Source organism: Lentzea sp. NPDC054927 (genome assembly GCF_053610285.1).
The window spans coordinates 259,610-276,898 of the sequence record NZ_JBSGXZ010000003.1 but is presented as its reverse complement, the minus strand read 5'-3'; the positions used below and the strand labels follow the sequence as shown (position 1 = coordinate 276,898).

General features: G+C 68.7%; 12 protein-coding genes. 6 read left to right on the top strand and 6 right to left on the bottom strand.

Annotation, left to right across the window (positions count from 1 at the left end):
• Positions 1–93: 93 nt before the first annotated feature.
• Genes ACWGE0_RS07550 through ACWGE0_RS07525 form a run of 6 tightly spaced genes read left to right on the top strand, consistent with a single transcriptional unit; the run spans position 94 to position 8,145 of the window.
• Positions 94–1,380, top strand: a complete 1,287-nt coding sequence (locus ACWGE0_RS07550) for a lysine N(6)-hydroxylase/L-ornithine N(5)-oxygenase family protein (RefSeq protein WP_452260101.1) — start codon at positions 94–96, stop codon at positions 1,378–1,380.
• Positions 1,377–2,669 (top strand): ATP-grasp domain-containing protein, encoded by a 1,293-nt coding sequence (locus ACWGE0_RS07545; protein ID WP_452260100.1) that lies wholly within the window; start codon positions 1,377–1,379, stop codon positions 2,667–2,669. Before ACWGE0_RS07550 ends, ACWGE0_RS07545 begins: the two co-directional genes overlap by 4 nt.
• 20 nt (positions 2,670–2,689) lie before the next feature.
• Complete coding sequence (locus ACWGE0_RS07540; protein ID WP_452260099.1) at positions 2,690–3,889, top strand: acyl-CoA dehydrogenase family protein; 1,200 nt, start codon at positions 2,690–2,692, stop codon at positions 3,887–3,889.
• 10 nt (positions 3,890–3,899) lie between these two features.
• Positions 3,900–5,099: an acyl-CoA dehydrogenase family protein gene (locus ACWGE0_RS07535; RefSeq protein WP_452260098.1), complete on the top strand. Its 1,200-nt coding sequence runs from the start codon at positions 3,900–3,902 to the stop codon at positions 5,097–5,099.
• A 26-nt stretch (positions 5,100–5,125) separates the two neighbouring features.
• Complete coding sequence (gene tsrT, locus ACWGE0_RS07530; RefSeq protein WP_452260097.1) at positions 5,126–6,811, top strand: tryptophan 2-C-methyltransferase; 1,686 nt, start codon at positions 5,126–5,128, stop codon at positions 6,809–6,811.
• A complete protein-coding gene (locus ACWGE0_RS07525) occupies positions 6,808–8,145 on the top strand; it encodes an FAD-binding oxidoreductase (RefSeq protein ID WP_452260096.1) in 1,338 nt (445 codons plus the stop codon). Before tsrT ends, ACWGE0_RS07525 begins: the two co-directional genes overlap by 4 nt.
• Here ACWGE0_RS07525 and ACWGE0_RS07520 read toward each other — a convergent pair.
• The 6 genes from ACWGE0_RS07520 to ACWGE0_RS07495 form a co-directional block, all read right to left on the bottom strand.
• Positions 8,138–9,136 carry a zinc-dependent alcohol dehydrogenase family protein gene (locus ACWGE0_RS07520; RefSeq protein ID WP_452260095.1) on the bottom strand — a complete coding sequence of 333 codons (999 nt, stop codon included), beginning with the start codon at positions 9,134–9,136 and terminating at the stop codon, positions 8,138–8,140. The genes ACWGE0_RS07525 and ACWGE0_RS07520 overlap by 8 nt on opposite strands.
• Before the next feature lie 87 nt (positions 9,137–9,223).
• Positions 9,224–9,559: an ArsR/SmtB family transcription factor gene (locus ACWGE0_RS07515; RefSeq protein WP_452260094.1), complete on the bottom strand. Its 336-nt coding sequence runs from the start codon at positions 9,557–9,559 to the stop codon at positions 9,224–9,226.
• A 63-nt stretch (positions 9,560–9,622) separates the two neighbouring features.
• The gene (locus tag ACWGE0_RS07510) at positions 9,623–10,627 is read right to left on the bottom strand and encodes a BtrH N-terminal domain-containing protein (protein ID WP_452260093.1); all 1,005 of its coding nucleotides are present in this window, start codon (positions 10,625–10,627) and stop codon (positions 9,623–9,625) included.
• A gap of 18 nt (positions 10,628–10,645) precedes the next feature.
• Positions 10,646–12,649 carry an ATP-dependent Clp protease ATP-binding subunit gene (locus tag ACWGE0_RS07505; RefSeq protein WP_452260092.1) on the bottom strand — a complete coding sequence of 668 codons (2,004 nt, stop codon included), beginning with the start codon at positions 12,647–12,649 and terminating at the stop codon, positions 10,646–10,648.
• Positions 12,650–13,155: 506 nt separating this feature from the next.
• Positions 13,156–14,826, bottom strand: a complete 1,671-nt coding sequence (locus tag ACWGE0_RS07500) for a cellulose binding domain-containing protein (protein ID WP_452260091.1) — start codon at positions 14,824–14,826, stop codon at positions 13,156–13,158.
• Positions 14,826–17,093 (bottom strand): cellulose binding domain-containing protein, encoded by a 2,268-nt coding sequence (locus ACWGE0_RS07495; RefSeq protein WP_452260090.1) that lies wholly within the window; start codon positions 17,091–17,093, stop codon positions 14,826–14,828. Before ACWGE0_RS07495 ends, ACWGE0_RS07500 begins: the two co-directional genes overlap by 1 nt.
• Between the last annotated feature and the right edge of the window lie 196 nt (positions 17,094–17,289).

Below are 17,289 nucleotides of genomic sequence, written 5' to 3'. Positions count from 1 at the left end.
CGAGCGGTCGGGAACGGTTCCTCTTCTTTTCGGGGAACTCCCTTGTCTAGCGTCATTTTCGGATGCGGAATCGCGATCACCCGAGGGGGAAGTGTGGCTGACCGAGAGGTTGGGGTTCTGGCGATCGGCGCGGGTCCGGCGAACCTGGCGCTCGCCGTCGCGATCGAGGAGTCCGAATCGGACCTGGCCGAGAACACCCTTCTGCTGGAACAGAGTCCGGACGTCAAGTGGCAGCGCAACCTGCTCATGCCGTGGGCGCGCAGCCAGGTCTCGTTCCTCAAGGACCTGGTGACGTTGCGCAACCCGCGCAGCCGGTTCTCGTTCCTCAACTTCCTGCACGACCAGGGACGGCTCGACGAGTTCGTCAACCTCGGCACCTTCAGCCCGTACCGCTGGGAGCTGTCGGACTACCTCCAGTGGGCCGCGAAGTCGTTGGAGCGCGTGCAGATCCGCTACGACTCCCGTGCGCAGAGCATCGAGCCGACGCGGTCGGACGACGGGGCGATCACCGGCTGGGAAGTGTCCCTCGTGGACGGTGACCGGATCCGTTGCCGTGACCTCGTCGTCGGCGGTGGTCGTGACCCGCGCATCCCGGACGTGTTCGGCGAGCTGCCGGCCGAGCGAATCGTGCACAGCGCCCAGTACCGCACCAGGATCGCGCAGATCCCGAAGGACGAGCCACTGCGCGCGGTGGTCGTGGGTGGGGCGCAAAGCGCGGCGGAGATGTTCTACGCGCTGCACCAGAACCTGCCCGAGAGCCAGGTGACGATGGTCGTCCGGTCGATCGGGCTGCAGAACTACCAGCACAGCAAGTTCGTGAACGAGTTGTTCTACCCGTCGTTCGTCGACGAGTTCTACGACAGCCCGCCCGAGGTGCGCAAGCAGGTCCTCGACGAAATGCGCCTCACGAACTACTCCGGCCTCGCACCGGAGTTCCTCGACAACCTCTACATGATGCTCTACCAGCAGAAGGCGCACGGGCCGCAGCGCTCGTGGGTGCGGCCGATGACCGAGGTCGTCGCCGCCCGCGTCGAGCAGGACGAGGTGGTTCTCGACCTGCGCGACCGCATGAGCGGCAAGGTCGAGCCGCTGCACTGCGACCTCGTGCTCGTCGGCACCGGCTACGACCCGCGGATGCCGTGGCTCGTCAGGGATCTGGCGGAAAGAGCAGGCATCGACGAGATCAACGTCAGCCGCCGCTACCGCGTCGACCTCGGCGAGTCCGCCTGGGGCGCCATGTACCTCCAGGGCGTGAACGAGGAGACGCACGGCATCGCCGACTCGCTGATCAGCGTCATCGCCCACCGCTCGCAGGACATCCTCACCGACCTGCTCGCCCGGCGTCAGCACTCTTCTCCGGAAACGGGAGTGAAGGCATGAGCAACCCCGCGATCCTCGTCATCGGCAGCGGCCTCAAGGTCTACCGCGAGTACCTCGTCGCGCCGATTGCCCGGCGCGCCCAGGCCGCGGGCATCGACCTGGTCCTGATCAACAACCTCAACCCCACCTGGCAGCACCAGTACTTCGACGAGATCATCGTGGCGAACGTCTTCGACTCGGAAGTCATGGGCGAGACCGCCCGCGAGGTCGTGGCACGCCGCAACGTCGTCGGCCTGATGTGCTGGGACGAGCCGCTGGTCCTCGACGCGGGCCTGCTCGCGGCCGAGTTCGGTGTGCCGGGCCTGTCCGCGGCGGGCGTGCGCGGCTGCCGCGACAAGGAACGCACCCGTGCCGTGCTCACCGCCGCCGGCCTGCACCAGCCCGGTTTCGAGCTCACGACGACCGTGGAGCAGGCCCGCGCCGCCGCACAACGCATCGGCTACCCGGTCGTGATCAAGCCGCGTGCGATGGGCGCGAGCATCGGGGTCGTCTTCGCCACCGACGAGTCCGAGCTCGACGAGGCGTTCCACGTCGCGCTCGCCGCGAGCGAGGTGGATCCGGGGCCGTACCGCGCGAGCGCGATCGTCGAACGTTACGCGCCCGGCCCCGAGATCAGCGTCGACGGTGCCGTGTACAAGGGCGAGTACCTGCCGATGTTCCTGGCGCGCAAGCACAGCAGCGACCACCCGTACTTCGAGGAGGTCGGTCACGTCGTCGACGCGAACGATCCGTTGCTGGACGACCAGGACCTGATGCGGCATCTGGCCAGGGCGCACGAGGCGCTCGGCATCGAGAACGGCATCACGCACAGCGAGGTGCGGCTGACCGACCGCGGCCCGCTGATCATCGAGATCAACGGCAGGCTCGGCGGTGACCTCATCCCGTTCCTCGGCCGCACCGCCACCGGCATCGAACCCGGCGAGGTGCTGTTCGACGTCACGACCGGGCAGCGTCCGGACATCACGCCGGCGCACCGCCGCGTCGCGGGCATCCGCTTCGGCTACCCGGACCAGGACTGCCTGCTGCAGGCGATCAAGGTGCCCGCCGACGCGCCGGGCCTGGTCGCCACCTCGCCGATGTGCGAGCCCGGCACGACGTTGCGGCTGCCTCCCGGCGGTTACCTGGCGCGGCACTCGTTCGTCGTGTGCGAGGCCGAGGACACGCAGACCTGCCTCGACCGCCTGACGACCGCCGCCGGCCTGGTGGAGCTGGAGACCGAACCGGTCGGGCCGGCGGACCCCGACGCGCCGTTCGCGATGCCCGCCGGACTGCTGGACGTGGACCAGTGACGACTATCAGGAGCGAGAACATGACCACGGTGGCCGACGAGCCCCGCACGGCGACCGAGATCATCGCCCGCGCCAAGGCCCTCGCGCCGGTGCTGCGCGCCCGGTCCGCCGAGATCGAGGAGGCGGGGCAACTCCCGCTGGACGTCGTGGAGTTGTTGCGCGCCACCGGTGTGCACCGCATGTGCTTCCGCCGCGAGTGGGGCGGCCCTGAGCTCACCTCGATGGAGCAGACGCAGGTCGCCGAGGCGCTCGCGTACGGCGACGCGTCCGCCGCGTGGTGCGGCATCATCGGCGCGAACACCGGTCTGCTCGCGAACTTCCTCGAGCCGGACGTCGTCCGCGAGGTCTACCCGCGCCTCGACATGGTCACCGCCGGCGTGCTGGCCCCTGCCGGGCGCGCCGACAAGGTGCCCGGCGGGTTCCGGCTGAGCGGCCAGTGGTCGTTCGGCAGCACCATCCACCACGCGGAGTGGGTGATGTCCGGCGCGTTCGTCTTCGAGAACGGCGAGCCGTACGCGAGCCCGGACGGCAGCAACCCGCACGAGTCGCGCCAGTTCCTGGTGCCGCAGGACCGGGTCGAGATCCTGGACAACTGGGACACCACCGGTCTGCGCGGCAGCGGTAGCTCCGACTACCGGATCACGGACGTGTTCGTGCCCGAGCGGCACACCCTCACGTTCGACAACCCGCGCTGCGAACCGCACCCGCTGGCGCAGCCCGAGTCGTTCATGCGCAGCCTCTGTGGTGTTCCGCTCGGCGTCGCGCGGGCCGCTCTGGACTACGCCCGCGAATCCGTGATGCAGCGCGTGGACCGGATGACCGGCACGGACTGGGCGGACATCTGGCGTGTGCAGGTGACGCTGGCCGAGTGCGAGGCCGACTTCAACGCCACCCGCAACGGCGTCTACTCCGCGATGACGCGGCAGTGGGAGGTCCTGTCGGCCGGCGGCACGCTGGACGACCTCACGATGGACGAACGGGCCACGTCGCCGATCGCGTGGCTGCACGCGTTCCGCACGTCCCGCTCGATCGTGAACCGCCTGTTCGACCTGTTGCAGACGTGGTCGATCCACCGGTCCTCGCCGATGGACCGCTGGATGCGCGACACGGCGACCATGTGCCAGAACCTCTCCGCGCAGGACGCGATCCTGGAGTCCGTGGGCGCGTACCTGCTCGGTCGCCGGCCCAAGTTCCGCATCTGCCTCGGCATCGTCAAGTAGGGGAAGAAAGATGACCATGACGAGGGTGACCGCTGCCCAGACCGCGGCGGAACTCATTGAGCGCGCCAAATCGCTGGCGCCGATGCTGCGCGAACGGTCCGCGGAGATCGAGGCGCTGCGGAACCTGCCGCCGGACATCGTGGACACGTTGCGGGACAACGGTGTGTTCCGCATGTGCTTCGGAAAGCACTGGGGCGGCCTGGAACTGACCTCGATGGAACAGCTCGAGGTCGTCGAGTCGCTGTCCTACGGGGACGCCTCGGTCGGCTGGTGCTCGATGATCGGCTCGAACACCGGGATCTACGCCGAGTTCATCGATCCGGTCGTGGCGAAGGAGATGTTCCCGAACCCGGACCAGATCGTCGCCGGATTGCTGCAGCCGTCCGGTCGCGCCGAGAAGGTGCCCGGCGGCTACCGGCTGAGCGGGCGATGGCCGTTCGGCAGCGGCATCGACCACGCCGACTGGGTGATCTCCGGCGGGTTCGTCTTCCAGGACGGCAAGAAGTACGCGAGCCCGGACGGCAGCAACCCGCACGAGTCGCGCCAGTTCCTCGTGCCGCGCGACCAGGTCGAGGTGATCGACAACTGGTACACGACCGGCCTGTGCGGCAGTGGCAGTTGCGACTACACGATGAACGAGGTCTTCGTACCCGAGGAGCACTCGTTCAGCTTCGACGACGTCCGCGGCCGGCGCGGCCCGCTCGCCCAGCCGGATGCCTTCACCCGCACGATGTGTGGTGTCTCGCTCGGCGTGGCTCGTGCTGCGCTGGACTACGCCCGTGAGTGCGTGCTGAAGCGCGTCGATCGGATGACCGGCACGGACTGGGCCGACATCTGGCGCGTGCAGGTGACGCTGGCCGAGTGCGAGGCCGACTTCAACGCCACTCGCGCAGGTGTCTACGGCGCATTGGAACGGCAGTGGGAAGTGCTCGCTGCTGGTGGCGTGCTCGACGACCTCGACCCGATCGACCGCGCCGCCTGCCCGCTGTCGTGGGTGCACGCGTTCCGGATGTCGCGCTCGATCGTGAACCGCCTGTTCGACCTGTTGCAGACGTGGTCGATCCACCGGTCCTCGCCGATGGACCGCTGGATGCGCGACACCGCCACGATCTGCCAGCACCTCGCCGCGCAGGACCGGATTCTCCAGTCGGCCGGCGCGTACCTGCTCAACGCCAAGCCCGAGTTCGGCATCGCCCTCGGCATCGTCTAGCAGTCCAACCAGCCGGGGGATATCCGATGAGCAGAGGCCTGGTAACACTCGTCAACCCGAACAAGGTGCATCCGCCGATCGCGCCGTACGCGCTCGACGTGCTCACCACGTCGTTGGAGGGCGCGGGATTCGAGGTCGAGGTGGTGGACCTGACGTTCCACCGCGACGACTGGAAGACGTTCCTGACGGAGTACTTCACCACGCGCGAACCGATGCTGGTCGGCGTCACGGTGCGCAACACCGACACCGTGTACGCGTTCGAGCAGCGCCCTTTCGTCGGTGAGCACAAGGAGATCATCACCGAGATCACCCGCCTGACGACCGCGCCGATCGTCGCGGGTGGCATCGGCTTCTCCACGATGCCGTTCGCGCTGATCGACTACTTCGGCGTCGACTTCGGCGTGAAGGGACCGGGCGAGGTGATCGTCGTCGATCTCGCCGACGCCATCGCCACCGGCCGCGACACGTCCACTGTGGACGGCCTGATCCGCAACACTCCGAACGGGATCGTTCGCACGTCGACCGCCCTCATGCCGCGCCCGCTGGTCGGGCCGGGCGTGGTCAAGACGTGGCAGGTCGACGGTGCCGGAACCTACGTGCGAAGATCCGGCGACAAGTTCAAGGTGGACAACGGCGAGTACTACCGGCGCGGCGGGCTCGCGGGCATCCTGACCAAGTCCGGCTGTGTTTACCGGTGTGCGCACTGCGTCGAACCCGACGCCAAGGGCGGTGCCATCGCACGCCGTGACGTCGACGCCGTGGTGGACGAGATGCAGTCCCTTGCCGGACAGGGCATCCTCGACCAGCACACCACCGACAGCGAGTTCAACCTGTCGATCTCGCACGCCAAGAACGTGCTGCGCGAGATCGTGCGGCGCAAGCACGCCAATGCGGCCAATCCGCTCAACGACCTGCGCCTGTGGGTGTACTGCCAGCCCTCGCCGTTCGACGAGGAGTTCGCCGACCTGCTCGCCGCGGCGGGATGCCAGGGCGTGAACGTCGGCAGCGACCACATCCGCCAGGACGTGCTCGCGAACTGGAAGGTCACCGGCAAGGGCACCACGTACTACACCTTCGCCGACACCGAACGACTCGTGCGGTTGTGCCAGGAACGCGGCATCAAGACCATGGTCGAAGCGCTGTTCGCGATGCCGGGCGAGACCTGGGAGACCATGCGTGACTGCGTCGACGCGTTCATGGCGCTGGACGCGACGGTGACCGCGTTCTCCCTGGGACTGCGGCTCTTCCCGCACCACCCGCTGGGCATCTCGCTCGCCGACCAGTGCGCCGGCGTCCGCACGATGCCGGGTCTGCAGTCGAACACCGCGACCGGGCCGGTCATCCTGAAGCCGTTGTCGATGTGCTCTGGCTTGGTCGAGTACGAGAAGCAGTTCATGTGGGACGAGCGCGGCGAGTTCCGCCTCGTCTGCTACTTCTCGCCGGACCTGCTGGAAGACGCGGGCACGAACACCGACCCGAACGGCCGTTGGTCGCGCACGGTGGAATACCTCTGGTCGCTCGTCGATCCGGCGGACCACCATCGCGTGATGCTGCCGACGCTGGCGGGCATGAGCGAGTCGGAGAACAACTACGCCGACAACCCGTTCCTCATCGGCCTGACCAGCCTCGGCTACAAGGGCGCGTTCTGGTCGCACTGGCGGGAACGCGAGGAGATCCTGCGCGAGGCCCAGCTGGCGGGTGTCGTCGGGTGACCTTCGAGAGCCTTGCGGCCCAAGTCCGCGGACGGGTGCTGCTGCCCGGCGACGACGGCTTCACCTCGAGCAGCAAGCCGTTCAACGAACGCTTCGCCGACGTCGTCCCGGCGGCGGTGCTGTCCGCCGCCGGCCAGGACGACGTCGTCACGGCGATCACGTGGGCGCGCGAGAACGACGTGCCGCTCGTCGCGCGCGGCGGTGGCCACAGCTACGCCGGCACGTCCGTCAACTCCGGACTGGTCCTGGACCTGCGCGGCCTCGACTCCGTGCACGTCGAGGCCTCGTCGGGGCTGGTCACGGTCGGCGGCGGAACGCGGATGCGCGCACTGTACGAGGCGTTGCGGCCACACGACATCGCGTTCCCGCTGGGCAACTCCGACGAGGTCGCCATCGGTGGCCTCACCCTCGGCGGGGGAGTGGCGGCGGTGTCGCGGGCGTACGGATTGACGTGTGACTCGCTCGTCAGCACCGATGTCGTGCTCGCGGACGGCAGTACGGTGACGTGTTCCGCCTCCGAGAACCCCGACCTGTTCTGGGCCTGCCGAGGCGGTGGCGGCGGCAACTTCGGCATCAACACGTCGTTCACGTTCCAGGCGCGCCCGGTCGTGGACAGTGCGACCTGTTTGCTGTTGTGGGAGTGGGAACAGGCGATCGACGTCGTGCTGCTGGTGCAGGAGATCCAGCGCACCGCCCCGCATGCGCTGTCGCTGCGTATAGGGCTGACGAGCGACAAGATGGTGTCCGTGGTCGGCTGGCACCTGGGTTCGGCGGACGAACTGCGCACGTTGCTCGCCCCGTTGGCCCGCACGCGGCCGTTCCGCAGTGACATCGCGGACCGCACGTACTGGGAAGCGGTGGAGTACGTGCACCACGAGACGGCCGGTGGCGCGTTCGCGGGCCGGACACGCACAACGTCCGTGCCGCTACCCGAAGAAGGAGTGCGCACGCTCGTCACGGCCGTCGACAAGTGGCCGGGCAGCAGCAATCCGGACGGCGGCGGCGCGGCACTGTTCGGCTGGGGCGGCGCGATCAACGCGCTGGGCGTGACCGACACCGCGTTCCCGCACCGCGACGCGTTGTTCCTGGTGTCGCTGGACACCTCGTGGCTGTCGTCCGACAGCCCGCAGCTCGTGCGCGACAACCTGGAGTGGCTGACGGCGTTGCACGAGGACATCGGCGAGCACACCGACAACGCGTCCTACCTGAACTTCACCGATCCGGACCTGCCGGACTGGCGGCAGGCCTACCACGGCCCGAACCTCGCCCGGCTGGCCGAGGTGAAACGCCGGTACGACCCGGACCGCTTTTTCCAGTTCTCCCAAGCTATTTGAGTGGTGTCACGGTGACGACGATCTTGCCGAGGTGACCGCTCGCCTCCAGGTAGCGGTGGGCGTCGGCGATCTCGGTCAGGTCGAAGGTGCGGTCGACGACCGGCGTGAAGGAGCCGGTGGCGAGCCCCGCGTTGACGAACGCGACGGCGCGGCGCAGGCGTTCGGGGTTCCAGGTGATCGAGTGCATCGTGTAGGTGCGGCTGGTCAGCTGCGGGTAGCTGCTCGCGTTGGGCAGCGGCGTGGGGCGCGGGTCGAGCGCGCCGTAGACCACCAGGTGGCCGCCAGGAGCGATGGCCTGCGCGATGGTGTCGACGCCGGGGCCCGCGATCGGGTCGAACGCCAGCCGGACGCCCTCTCCGCCGGTGATCTCCTTGACGCGGGCGGGCAGGTCCTCGTCGGCGGTGACGATGACATCGGCGGCACCCGCTGCCAGCAGACGGTCGCGTTTCGAGGCGTCGCGGGTGGTCGCGATCGGGATCGCGCCGATGTGGCGGGCGATCTGGATGGCCGCCTGGCCGACGCTGCTCGCGGCCGCAGTGATCAGCACGTGGTCGCCGGGACGTACCTGGCCGGACTCGAAGAGCGGTCCGTACGCGGTGATGTAGGCCATCCACACGGCGGCGGCCTGCACCGCGCTGACGTTCGCCGGGCGAGGGAACACGGAGGAGGCGGGCACGATCACGTGGTCGCCATAGGTGCCGTACCTGGTCATCGAGAACGACGGCACGACAGCGATCGGGTCGCCCTCTGCGAGGTGCGACACGCCTTCGCCGATCGCCTCGACCACGCCCGCGGCCTCGTAGCCGAGCTTGGAGGGGAAGACCGGCTGTTCGTAGTAGACGCCCTCGCGGAACATGATCTCGGCCCGGTTCAGGCCGATCGCGTCCACGCGGATCCGCACCTCGCCCGGTCCCGGATCGCCCACCTCGACGGTGCGGAGCGTGAGCACCTCGGGACCGCCGAGCCGGTCGAACAGCACGTGTCTCGCCATGGTGGAACCGTCCTCAGGGCGCGGGGAAGCGACAACGCCACCTTGCCCCAAAGTTTGATGGCCGTCAAACTTTGACAGCTATCGAAGTTATGCCTCGGCCTCGGCCGCGGTCACCACGGCGGGGAGCAGGCCGGGGAACCGGGCCTCCAGCTCGGCTGTGCGCAACGAGTTCAGCTTGGTGGTGCCCCGGTAGTGCTGCCGGATCACGCCCGCTTCGCGCAGGACGTTGAAGTGGTGGGTGAGGGTCGAGTCCGACACCGGAGTCTCGAACGTGCCGCAGCTCTTCTCGCCGCCCGCCTGCGCCAGCTGACACACGACCATGCGCCGGACCGGGTCCGCCAGCGCCTCCAGTGCCTGCTGCAGCGAGACCTCGGACAGCTCGGGGTGCTTCACGGTGCGCGGGGTGGTGCGGGGGCGTGCCACGGGTGACTCCTCACGATCTCGACGCCGTCGATAGTACGACCGCCGTCGAACCTTCGGGAGCGGTCAGCCGGTGCGAACGCCGCTCAGGACCTGCATCGCGTGGCGCTCCCGCTCCGCCAGTTCGGTGAGGATCGCCGAGGCGCGGGTCAGCTGGCCGGCGTCGCCGGTTTCCCCGGCGGCCGTGATGTGGTGCGAAACCTCCGTCCACAGTGGAGCGATCTCGGTGTACAGCTGATGGCCGCGGCGGACGTTCTCGTCATCGACGATTTCGGCGGCTTCGGCGAGGAAGTCGCGGTACATCGCGCGGAACAGCGCGCCGCCGGTGCCGCCGCGTTCCATCAGCGTCGCGGCCAGGGGAAGGTCGTGGGACGGGTCGCTCGAGCGGTCGAGCCACCGCGGCACCTGCCGGGCCGCCTTGGCGATGCCGCGGTGGCCGAGGTTGGCGATGGGCGGGGTGAGGAAGGCGTGTGCGTTGGCGGAGATCGCGCTCCGGACGGCGTCGCCCCGATCGGGCAGGACGGCCGGGCGCGTGACGGTGTACGAGCGGTTGCGCGCGGTCATCGGTCCGCGTTCGCCGCGGGCCTTCTCCAGGCTCGTCAGCGTGGTCGTCACGGCGCCGCCCTGCTGAGCGGTGTCGACGAGGTGGGCGTGCTTGTCGTCGTAGCCGCGCATCGCGACGAAGTGGCCGCCGAAGTGGACCTTCGTGGTGAAGTAGTCGAGGTGGTACGAGTCCAGTTGCAGGCCGGCCGGACGTCCCGCGGTGATGGCGTCGGTGACGTGCTTCCAGGCCTTGCGGGGCGAGGCGGTCTCCTGGACGCGCAGCGTCAGGCCCAGCCGGTCGGCCGCGGTCCGGGTGAGCGCGAACGGCTTGACGCGACCGCCGAGAAACGGGAAAGCCATGTTCTTGGCGTCCCAGTAGATGAAGCTCAGGCCCTCACCGAGGCCGAACAGCATCGGCTCGGACATCTCGACGCCCTCGTGCCGCAGCAGAGCGCCGAGCGCGGTGGTCTCGCAGTGCTGACCGGCGGGGAACGAGACGTTCTCGATGATCACCCCGGCAGCATCCACCCTCTCACCGTGTGAGGGTCAACCCCAGGGATCGGTGATGGTGAGGGTCAGTCCGGAGTCGGTGGCGGTGACGACGACGTGCTGCCCGCTGTGCAACTCGTCGGCGAGCAGCGCACGGGACAGCCGCCGGTCGAGCTCTTTGGCGATGGTGCGGCGCAACGGCCGGGCGCCGTACTCGGGAACGTGGTCGCGGGTGGCGAGCCAGTCGACGGCGCAGTCGTCCACGTCCAGCGTGATGTTCTGCTCGCGCAGACGTTGACGGGTGGGGTCGAGCAGCAGCGCGGTGATCTGCCGCAGCTGGGCGGTGTCGAGGCCGCGGAACAGGATGATCTCGTCCAGGCGGTTGAGGAACTCCGGGCGGAAACGGCGGCGAACCCCGGCCATCACCGACTCGCGCAGCTCGTCGACCGGGACACCCGAGGTGCTCGCCGAGAGAAGCTGGTCGGCGCCGATGTTGCTGGTCATGATGATGACGGTGTTGGCGAAGTCGGCGGTCCGCCCCTGGGCGTCGGTGAGCCTGCCCGCGTCGAGCACCTGCAGCAGGGTGCTGAAGACGTCGGCGTGCGCCTTCTCGATCTCGTCCAGCAGCAGGACCGAGTACGGACCGCGCCGCACGGCTTCGGTCAGCTGACCGGCGTCCTCGTAGCCGGCGTACCCCGGTGGCGCGCCGATCAGCCGAGTAACCGTGTGCTGCTGCGAGAACTCGCTCATGTCGAACCGGATCAGCCTGTCCTGCGAACCGAAGAGCGCCTCGGCCAGCGCCCGCGCGACCTCGGTCTTGCCCACCCCGGTCGGCCCGAGGAACAGGAAGGAGCCGACGGGCCGGTGCGGGTGCTTGAGGCCGGCCCGTCCCTGGCGGACCGCGTCGGCGACCGCCTCCACCGCCTCGTCCTGCCCGACGATCCGCTGGTGCAGGTGCTCCTCCAGATGCAGCAACCGATGCCGTTCCGCCTCGGTGAGCTGGGCCAGCGGGATGCCCGTGCTGCGGGACACGACCTCGGCGACGTCGTTCGGCCCGACCTGGGGTGCGTCGGCCAGCGCGGCGCGAGCGGCCTCCAGGTCGGCGACGGCCCGGTCGAGCTCCTCGTCGAGCGCGACCGCGTCCTCGCCCTGCGCGGCGGCCCGTTTCCGCTCCAGCTCCCTCACCCGCAGCTCCGGATCCGGTGGTGCCGCTGACTTCTCGCGCAACCGGACCCGCGCGCCCGCCCGGTCCACCAGGTCGACGGCCTTGTCCGGCAGGAACCGATCGGTGACGTAGCGGGCCGAGAGCTGCACGGCGGACACGATCGCCTCGTCCGTGATCCGCACCCCGTGATGCATCTCGTAACGGGCGCGCAGGCCGCGGAGCATGGCGATCGCCTGGTCCGCCGACGGTTCGGCGACCAGGATCGGCTGGAACCGCCGCTCCAGCGCGGCGTCCTTCATGACGTACCGCCGGTAGTCCTCGACCGTGGTGGCCCCGATGACCTGGAGCTTCCCGGTGGTGAGCACGGGTTTGAGCATGTTCGCGGCGTCCATCGGCGCGCCCTCGGCACTGCCCGCGCCCACCACGGTGTGCAGCTCGTCGATGAACAGCACCACCATCCGGCCCGTCGCGGCCACCTCCTTGATGACCGCGTCCAGCCGTTCCTCGAACTCACCCCGGTACTTCGCCCCGGCCACCATGCCCGCCAGGTCCAGCGAGATCAGCCGCCTGCCGCTCAGCGTGGCGGGCACCTCGCCACTCGCGATCCGTGCCGCGATGCCCTCGACGACAGCGGTCTTGCCCACGCCCGGATCCCCGATCAGCACGGGGTTGTTCTTGGTGCGCCGCGACAACACCTCGAGCACCTCGTCGATCACGTCCTCCCGCCCGATCACCGGATCGAGCAGGCCGTCGCGCGCGGCGGCGGTGAGGTCGCGCCCGAAGTGGTCCGTGCGCCGCGTCCCGGACTCGGACTGCCCCAGCCCGCCGAACAGCTTGCCGACCAGGTCCTCCCACGAGTTGGACCCGAAGCCGAACACCCAGTCGTTGTCACCCACGCCCCGCCACCTCCACGGAGGATCGAAGGCCTCCGTCTCCGATCCTCCCCCTTGTGAGGCGTGAGCACAGACCAGACAAGGTCTCTTCGGTGAACGTGCCTACCTCGGGTCGTCGGAGCGCCACGGGTAGACGAAGCGTTCCGGGTGCAGGCCCCATTCTTCGAGGACCGCGGTCAGTTGGAGTTCAGCCGCGTAGTCCCAGTGCTAGACCCCTGAAAGTGTGGGCGTGGTCGGCTCGTTTCCAGCCTTGGCTGCCGGCTTCCACGTCCGCCGGAGTGGTGCGGGGTGTGATGTCGACGAACGCGCGACGGCCTGACCCGGACGCCGACACCTCGGTGATCTTTCGCTGTCCGAGGCGCAACGCGGTCAACGTTTCGGTGGGCCACTCCCACCTGCCGCTGGCCGGCTGGGTCACTTGTCACTCGGTCGTTGTGGAACGGGCGCACCGATCATGCAGGGTGCACCGGCGGCCGTCGAACGCCGCCGGTGCACACCAGTGCGGGGTGTTACGGCGTGACGGGTGCGTTGGTGAGGCCCTTCACCGCCCCGGTCACGGTGTTCGACGCGTAGACGACGTTGGGCATCGCCGAGCACTTCGACACCGAGGTGATGTTGATGGCGTACTGGCCGACGCCGCCGAGGTCGGAACGGTTGTTGCGCCAGGTGTTGCCGCAGCCGTTGGGCAGGGCGGGGGTGGTGCTGGTGTTGTGGGTCTCGTAGCCGTTGGCGAAGGTGCCGGGGCTGCGGAACGTGCCGGTGTTGTCCTCGATGACGTAGCCGATGCCCTTGACGTCGATCCAGGAGTCGGCCGAGTTCTGGCCGGTGATGCCCTGGCCGTCGAAGGTGTTGCCGCGGATGATGCCCTCGTAGGTGCCTTCCTTGACGTCGATCGCCTCGGCCGCGACGTTCGGGCCGATCTTGTTGCCGAGCACCTGGATCCGGTCGCTGCGGTCGATGCCGCCGTTGTTGCCGTGGCAGGCCCAGTTGGAGTTGGCGGAACCGAGGTACACGCCCTCGCCGTAGCCGGGCTGGACGAGGCCGGTGTCGGTGATGGTGGAGTTGCGGATGACGCCGTCGGCGGAGGAGCGGCGGAAGTGGACTGCTTCCTCGTCGACGTGGTGCACCGAGACCGCGTCGATCGTGGTGTGGTGGGAGTTGTCGAGGACGATGCCCTTCTTCGACTCCTGCACGGTGAACCCGGTGAGGTTCCAGTACGGGGAGTTGAAGACCCACAGGCCGTAGCCGGAGTCCCAGCCGGCGGTGGGCGCGGGGCAGGACGGGGCTTCCCCGGTGGGGCCGTCGTTGATGATGACGGCGTTCCTCGGGCCGCTCAGGGTGATGGGCTGGGACGCGGTGCCCGCGCGGCCGTTGGCGACGAACGAGCCGCGGTAGGTGCCGGCCGCCATCTTGATCGTCTGGCCTGGGCTGGCCGCGGCCAGTGCCGCCTGGAGCTGGGCCGCGGTGGAGACGTCGACGGTGCTGCCGCCGCCGCTGCCAGGGCTGGTCGTGGCACTGACAGCCGCGCTCGCCGCCGACGTGTTGCCCGCCGAGTCCTTGGCGCGCACGGAGAACGAGTACGCGGTGTCCGGCGACAGGCCGGTGACCGTGGCCGAGGTGCCGGTGACGGTCGCGCTGACCGTGCTGCCGAGCAGCACCTCGTAGCCGGTGACGCCGACGTTGTCGGTGGAGGCCGTCCACGACAGCGACACCGAACTGGACGTCACGCCGGTGGAACGCAGACCCGCGGGCACGGTCGGCGCCTGCGTGTCGGTGGGCGGGGTCGTGCCGCCGCCGCACGCCACTCCGTTGATCGTGCAGTTGGTGGGCAGGCTGCCACCGGAGGTGTTGAAGCCGAACTTGGTGCTGGCGCCGGGTTTGACGGCGCCGTTGAAGCCGGCGTTGGTGAACTTGTGGTGCTGGCCGGTGGACGTCCGGACCGAACTCCAGGAACTGGTGATCGTGGTGCCGGACGGCAGGTCGAACTCGACCGTCCACGACGTGCTCGCGGCGTCACCGGAGTTGGTGATCGTCACGTCCGCGCCGTAGCCGCCGTTCCACACCGAGGTCTGGGTGACCGCCGCCTTCAGCACGGGTGCCGCGGCCTGCGCGGAACCGATGCTCAGCAGTGCGGCGACCGTCGCGGCCACCCCGGCGAGCGCCAGTGCTCGTGTACCCATCAGTTGCCTCCGCAGGGATTGCCGTTCACGGTGCAGCCGGCAGGAAGGCCGCTACCCGAGGCGTTGAAGCCGAACTTGGTGCTGGCGCCGGGTTTGACCGCGCCGTTGAAGCCGGCGTTGGTGAACTTGTGGTGCTGGCCCGTGGACGTCCGGACCGAACTCCAGGAACTGCTGACCGACGTGCCCGACGGCAGGTCGAACTCGACCGTCCACGACGTCGTCGCGGTGGCGCAGCCGTTGGTCAGCGTCACGTCGGCGCCGTAGCCGCCGTTCCACACCGAGGTCTGGGAGATCTTGGCGGTGACGCACGAACCCGACGGCGGCGTGGTCGTGGTGGTGGTCGTCGGCGGAGTGGTTGTCGTAGTGGTGGTTGTCGTCGTCGACGTGGTGGTGCTGGTCGGCGGGGTGCCGTTGACCGAGTTGAGGAACAGCGACGCTGCCGAGTCGGTCTTCGTGGCGTCCACGCCGTGACCGCCGGTGTAGTCGCGCTGCTCGTTGGTGGCCCAGTCGGTGATCGGCGTGCCACCGATGTCGAGGTGTTGATAGGCCGTGCCGTTCCAGCCGAACTGGTAGATCCGCGCGTGGTCGGCGTAGTAGTCGTTGAACGGGCCGCCGGTCGCGGTCTGCTTGGTCATCGTGTTGTTGAAGAAGACGTTGCGGGGACCGGACGCGCCGGACCACTTGACGGCCTTCTTGCCGGCGCCCCACCAGATCGGGAACCAGTTGGAGTTGTCGGGACCGCCGCCGCCTTCCTCACCGCAGTTCGCGCGGCAGTTGGCGGAGCGGTGGGCGTAGGGCACCCGGACCGTGTTCAGTTCGAACAGGTTGTTGCGCTCCCAGCCGCCGTGCAGGTTCAGGTCGGAGTCGAAGTCGTTGCCGATCACGACGTTGCCCGCGGCGGACCACTGGAACGTGAAGTGCCGCAGGTTGCGCGAGGTGTTGCCGGCGTAGAGCGAGTCCCACACGCGTGAACCGCGGAAGTAACCGTTGCCGCCCTTGCCCTTGTTCCACGAACCGTCGAGCTCGTTGTTCACGATCTGGAGGTTCTTGGCCTCCTCGGTGACGATCGGGTGCGACCCGGTCATCTCCGCCCTGATGCCGCGCACCCAGGAGTTGGCGGCCCACTTGAAGACGATGCCGTGCATTTCCGCGGCGGGCGACATGTTGCCGTAGTTGTTGATCGAGTCGGCCTGGTTCAGGCCGGGCATCGCCTGGGAGAAGCCGAAGTCCTCGAAGCCGACGCCGACCACCGGGTCGACCAGCGGCGACACCTTCGAGTCGTACGCCACCCCGGCGATCGGTGCCGAACCGTCCGAGGTGGAGTTGACCGGGACGTCGAACTCCAGCGGCTTGTCCAGCGTCACGGTGGTGCCCGAGACCGAGACGACGGTGAAGATCTGCTGGCGCATGTGCATGTTGAGCATCGGGAACTCGGTACCCGTCGCGAACTGCTGCTCGTAGAACTTGACCGAGTTGGCGGCCCGGACGTTCACGAACTCACCAGCCTTGATCCTCGCGACCGACTGCACGCTGATCGTGCGGTCACCGGCCTTGGCGGCGGCGGTCACCTTCGCTCCGACCTTCCAGTGCACGTTCACCGTGCCCTCGAAGATGTCCTTGCGGTTGGCGGGAGCCGCCGCGTAGTCGCTCGCGTAGCTCGGATCGACGCCCCGCGACTGGACCCGGAACAGGCCGCGGCCGGGCCACAGCCAGCCGCCCTTGCCCTGCCCGGACGTCATGCCGTCCTCGTCCCAGTCCGACCCGTCCGGCGTGAGCGCGTCGTACAGGGTGTTGACGTCCGGCCGGTAGGTGATCTTCGTGGCGTCCCTGCCCGCGCCGCGGACGATCAGGTAGTCCGCGTCCACGTGCAGCTCGCGCGACACCGCCAGCTCACCGGCGGGCAGCGTGATCAGGCTCAGCTTGGTGTAGCTCGCCGACGGCGAACAGGTCGTTTTGATCGAGTCGATGGCGGACTGGATGCCGGCCGAGTCGTCCACGCCGTCGTTCGGCTTGACGTTGAACTGGCTCGCCAGCTCGGCCGCGGTGATCTGGCAGGCCGCGCTGGGGTTGACCTCGCTCGCGCCGGGGAGGTTCTGCCCGCCCCGATACCCGGCCTTGCTCCAGTCGTACAACCCGCTCACGGGCGCCCGGCGATTGGCCGCCGAGGTGTCCAAACCGGTGAGCGCGCCCGCGCCGGGGGCCGCATCGGCGGCGTTCACCAGCACGGCGATGCCGGCCGCGGCGAGTGTGCCCACGATGCCGAGCACGGCAGCTCGTCCTAAGCCTTGTTTTCGGGACACACATGCCTCCAGGAATTGTCCGGCCGCAGGTGTGGGGCGGTTCACACTGCGGGGATGGAATTGTTAATAGCGAATCCCTTCCTCGTCAATGATTGCGCGCAAATCCGTGACAATGTTCGAGTATGTGAAACGTCAGAGGTGTGAAATAGGGAATTCTCAAACG